3 protein-coding genes and 1 pseudogene are annotated in these 4005 nt (G+C 69.4%); 3 read left to right on the top strand and 1 reads right to left on the bottom strand.

Features of this window, described 5'->3' with window-relative positions; translation table 11 throughout:
• The 3 genes and pseudogenes from ACFWF3_RS27010 to ACFWF3_RS27000 form a co-directional block, all read left to right on the top strand.
• Positions 1–379, top strand: a pseudogene (locus ACFWF3_RS27010) (hypothetical protein); the annotation flags it as partial.
• Positions 379–1893, top strand: coding sequence for a tetratricopeptide repeat protein (locus ACFWF3_RS27005; protein ID WP_379316177.1), 1515 nt, complete (start codon positions 379–381; stop codon positions 1891–1893). The pseudogene ACFWF3_RS27010 and the gene ACFWF3_RS27005, both read left to right, overlap by 1 nt.
• A gap of 44 nt (positions 1894–1937) precedes the next feature.
• The gene (locus ACFWF3_RS27000; RefSeq protein WP_378989245.1) at positions 1938–3176 is read left to right on the top strand and encodes a CHAT domain-containing protein; all 1239 of its coding nucleotides are present in this window, start codon (positions 1938–1940) and stop codon (positions 3174–3176) included.
• A 4-nt stretch (positions 3177–3180) separates the two neighbouring features.
• Here the strand turns inward: ACFWF3_RS27000 and ACFWF3_RS26995 are convergent.
• A partial coding sequence (locus ACFWF3_RS26995) for an alpha/beta hydrolase (protein ID WP_379316175.1) occupies positions 3181–4005 on the bottom strand: 825 nt, incomplete at its 5' end.

Raw genomic sequence — 4005 nt, 5'->3', positions numbered from 1 at the left:
GGTATCGACGGTGCGGGTCAGCGTGGTCGCCGCGCCGGATTGCCGGCGACTCGTCCCCGAACACCTTCGGCCGCACGCGCGGGTTCGAGTGCGGCTGCCCGCCGACACCGAGCACGACCGGCCGGGACCCGATGTCGAGATGCCCTTGCACCTGCGGGGCGATGCCTGGACCGGCTCCGCGCGAATCCCCGGCACACCGGAAAGCACCCCGGAGATCACCGTTTTCGTGCCCGGTGTCGGTCCTGCCGATCCGCCGCAAGACGAGTCGGCCGCCCGGGAGCGGATCCGCCGATTCGCCCGCGCCCGGCTCACCGAACACACCGGCGACCAGCGCCTGAGCGCCGAAACAGCGGCCGCCGAAACAGACGAGGACTTCTGATGGCAGCCACGGGCAGGACATCCGATCGCGACGACGCCCAGCTCACCGCGGGGTACGCGGCCTATCAGCGTGGCGATGTGGTCGCGGCACTGGAGATCTTCGAGCGGGCGGCCGACGGTGCGGCGCCACGATTGCGCAGTGCCGCGCTGATCAACGCCGCGAGTATGGCCGACGAGCTCGGTGAGCATCGGCGCTCGGTGGTGCTGTTCCGAACGGCATTGGCGGAAATGCCCGACGATGCCGCACATCAGCGACCTGCGGCATTGGTGAATCTGTCGCAGGCCTTCCAGCATCTGGGCGAGTTCGATGCCGCGCAGGATGTGCTCGAGCAGGCGCGTGTGCTGCTCGCCGACAGCACCGATCAGGGGCTGCTGCGGGTGGCGTGCCTGCTGTCGCTGACGGCGGTCGCGCTGCACCGGCAGCAGTGGGCGCGCGCCGGTGAGCTGGCGGTCGAATCTCTCGGTGTGACCGAGCGTTTCGCGCCGGAGCTGGCCGGTCACCCGCTGATGAACCTGGCGGCCTGTTCCTTCGAGACCGGTCGCTGGGAACTGGCTATCGACTTCGCTCGGCAGGGGGTAGCCGCCTTCGCCGCGGCGGGCGAGGCCGCCTCGGTCGCGGAGTCGCAGCAGAATCTGGCCACGATGCTGGTGCGGGCCGGGCATTTCGACGAGGCCGAGGAGCCATTGCTGGCCAGTCAGGAGTTCTTCGAGGCCGGTGAACTGGGCCACTGGTCCGGGATCGGGTCGAAGACGATGGGTTTTCTCGCCGAACGCCGCGATGACTTCGCCACGGCGCGTGCGTATTACGAACGGGCACTGGATCGGTTCGACTCCACCGGCGCGGTGGTGGACGCGGCGGACGTGCGGCTGCGCCTGGCCACCGTCGCCTGTGCGGAAGGCGATCTCGCTGCCGCCGAGCAGCTACTGGACACCTCGTTCGCGGCCTACGCCGCCCAGGGACTCGGGATGCACTGCGCCCAGCTCGACTACTGGCACGCCGAACTCCTCCACGCCTCGATCGAGCAAGCGGCACAACCGGATCCGGATCTGGTGGCCCGCGCGGTGTCCCTGGCGGTCCCCGCCGCCCTCGCCATCGACGCCGTCCGCCACACCCTCCCCAACGGCAACCAGCGTGAACACTGGCACCGCACCGTCGCCGAACCCGCCATGCGCGTTGCCTTCCGATGCGCCGCGCTCGCCGGAAACGGTCAACTGGTGAGCGATCTGATCGAGACACAGTGTGCTGGGACGACTCTCGATACCACCGTGTACTCCGACGTCACGGCGCCTGCCCTCGAGTTCCAGCTGTTCGATCCCGAGCCCGCCGAGCAGATCACCACACCGGCCCTGCAACTCGGCGCCGCGCTCGCCGATGTCGCCGCCGCCGCGGGCATCCCCGTCGCGCCACCACCCCGGCTGACCGACCACGGCCGCATCGTCCTGGCGGACTTCATCTCCCACGCCGAGCAGCGCTACGGACGCCCCGTCCGCGACAGCCGGGTGATCGCGCTGTGAACGAGCCTACAACGGGAACGCCTTCGGCTGCCGAACTCAGCAGTGTGCCGACAGCTTTCATCAGGCTGGCCGACGCGGGTGACGTGTACGTGTCGTGGCGATGGGCCGACGACGCGTTGGCGCGCGGCGTAGCGGTACTGCCCCGAGACCACGTGCGCGAGACACTGCGACTGCTCACCGACGCGGTACCCGACCCCGCGCGACCCGACGATCTGCGCCGGGTCATGACCGAGGGTGCACTGGTCGATCCCGAGGCGGAAAGTGCACTGGCGCAGGCTTTGTCACGCACCCTGCTGCCCTATGGGCTCGCCGTGCAGCTGTACGAACTGTCGCAGCGGGGGATTCGGCCGCATCTGCGGATCCAGCCTTCACCCAGGCTGGCGCAGGTGCCGTGGGAGATCCTCGCCCCCGATGCGGGGATTCGGCTGCTGGACATCGCCGATATCAGCCTGCTCGCACCGGTCTCGGTGGTGCACGCGCCGGATCGAATCGCGCACCGCTGGAACGACACTCGCGAGTTGCCCGTGGTCGCGGTACTCGATCCGCGCGTGCCGGGGTTTCGCGCCGACTCCGAACTCGGCTCGGTACTCGGCAGGCCGTCGGCGGAAACCCTGGTGGCACAACACTTCGGCCGCTACGGAGAGCGCGTGGTTCCCCGTGTCGACGACGCGGTGGAACTGTTCCGTCGCGCCGACACCGACCGCGACTGGTTGTCCGAGGTGCTGCGGGCGGGCGCGAGCCGACTCGTCTACGTCGGCCATGTCACCGCTCCCGCACCGGAATCGGGACGCAGCGAACACGCCGAGCTCCACCTCAGCTGCACCGCCGACACCCGGGGCTTCGCGGCGACGAACCGCACCCATCGCCCGCTCTCGGCGAAAGACCTCCTCCTCGGCACCCATACGCTCGACTCCACCCCCGTCCCCGGACGTGACCGGTGGCCGATGCCGAGCCGCGTCGCCCTCATCGCCTGCGAAAGCGGCGGCGATCTGCGTTTCACCGAGGCCCTCGGCCTCACCACCGCGGCCCTCTCGGCGGGCGCCGAACTCGTCACCGCCACCCGCTGGCCGCTGCCCACCGACCATGCCTTCCACACTCTCACCCCCACCACGGGCCACCCGCTGCAAGCCGCGGTCTGCGCCGTGGACACCGCTCACGATTCCTCCACACCCGTCCCCACCCTGCTGACCTGGCAGCGATCACAGTTGTCCGCATGGCGGGACGCTCCGGCGGCCGAGAACTCGCCCCTGCTCTGGGCCGCCTTCGCCACTGTCACCGACTGACCGGCTATTCGGGCAGTCCCAAACCCGCGGCCAGCACCGGCCACGACCGATAGAACGCATCACGCCAATATCCCCAGGAGTGCGTGCCGCTCGCCTGACGGTCGAAGGTGGCGGGAATCCCCAACTCGTCCAGCCGGGACTCGAGGTTACGGGTGCACCAGTTGACCGCGGCCTCGATGATCCCGCCGACGACGAGCTGGTTGGCCAGGCCGAACGGCGTCGGATTCATCATGTACGGGTCGTCGATGCGGTCGTGCGGGCCCGGCAGGCCGGAGGCATCCGAGACGAACAGCCTGGTGCCGCGCAACTTCTCGGCGTGGACGACCGGATCGTTGGCGACCCAGGCCGGGTCGTCGTCGGCACCGTACATATTGCCGACGTCACCGCCGCCGTAGGTCTCCACGACCAGCTTGGTGAACTGCTTGCCGATCGGGTCCGAGATCTGCGCGCAGCCGCTGTAGCCGGCGACGGACTGGTAGAAACCCGGTTTGGCCTCGGCCAATTGCAGGACGGCCGTCGCGGTCATCGAGTTGGCGGCGATGGCGTTGACGCCGTTGGTGCCCAGTGCCGCGTCGACCAGCGGCGGGAGTTCGTCGAGGAGGAAGGTGCGCCATTTGTTGCGGCCGAGCGCGGGGTCGTCTTGCTGCCAGTCGGTGTAGTACGCCCAGGCGCCGCCGATCGGCATCACCACGTTGACGTCCTTGGTGGCGAGGAAATCGCCGACATCGGTGTTCTGCCACCAGGTCGCGCGGTCCTCGCCGCCCCCGGCGCCGTTGAGGAGGTAGAGCGCCGGGCGCGGCACAGAGGCGTCTTTCGGACGCTGCACCTT

It is taken from the genome of Nocardia sp. NPDC060220 (assembly GCF_042727815.1).
Lineage (GTDB): Bacteria > Actinomycetota > Actinomycetes > Mycobacteriales > Mycobacteriaceae > Nocardia.
The sequence above is the reverse complement of the archived record's forward strand: the minus strand, read 5'-3'. Positions and strand labels throughout refer to the sequence as shown.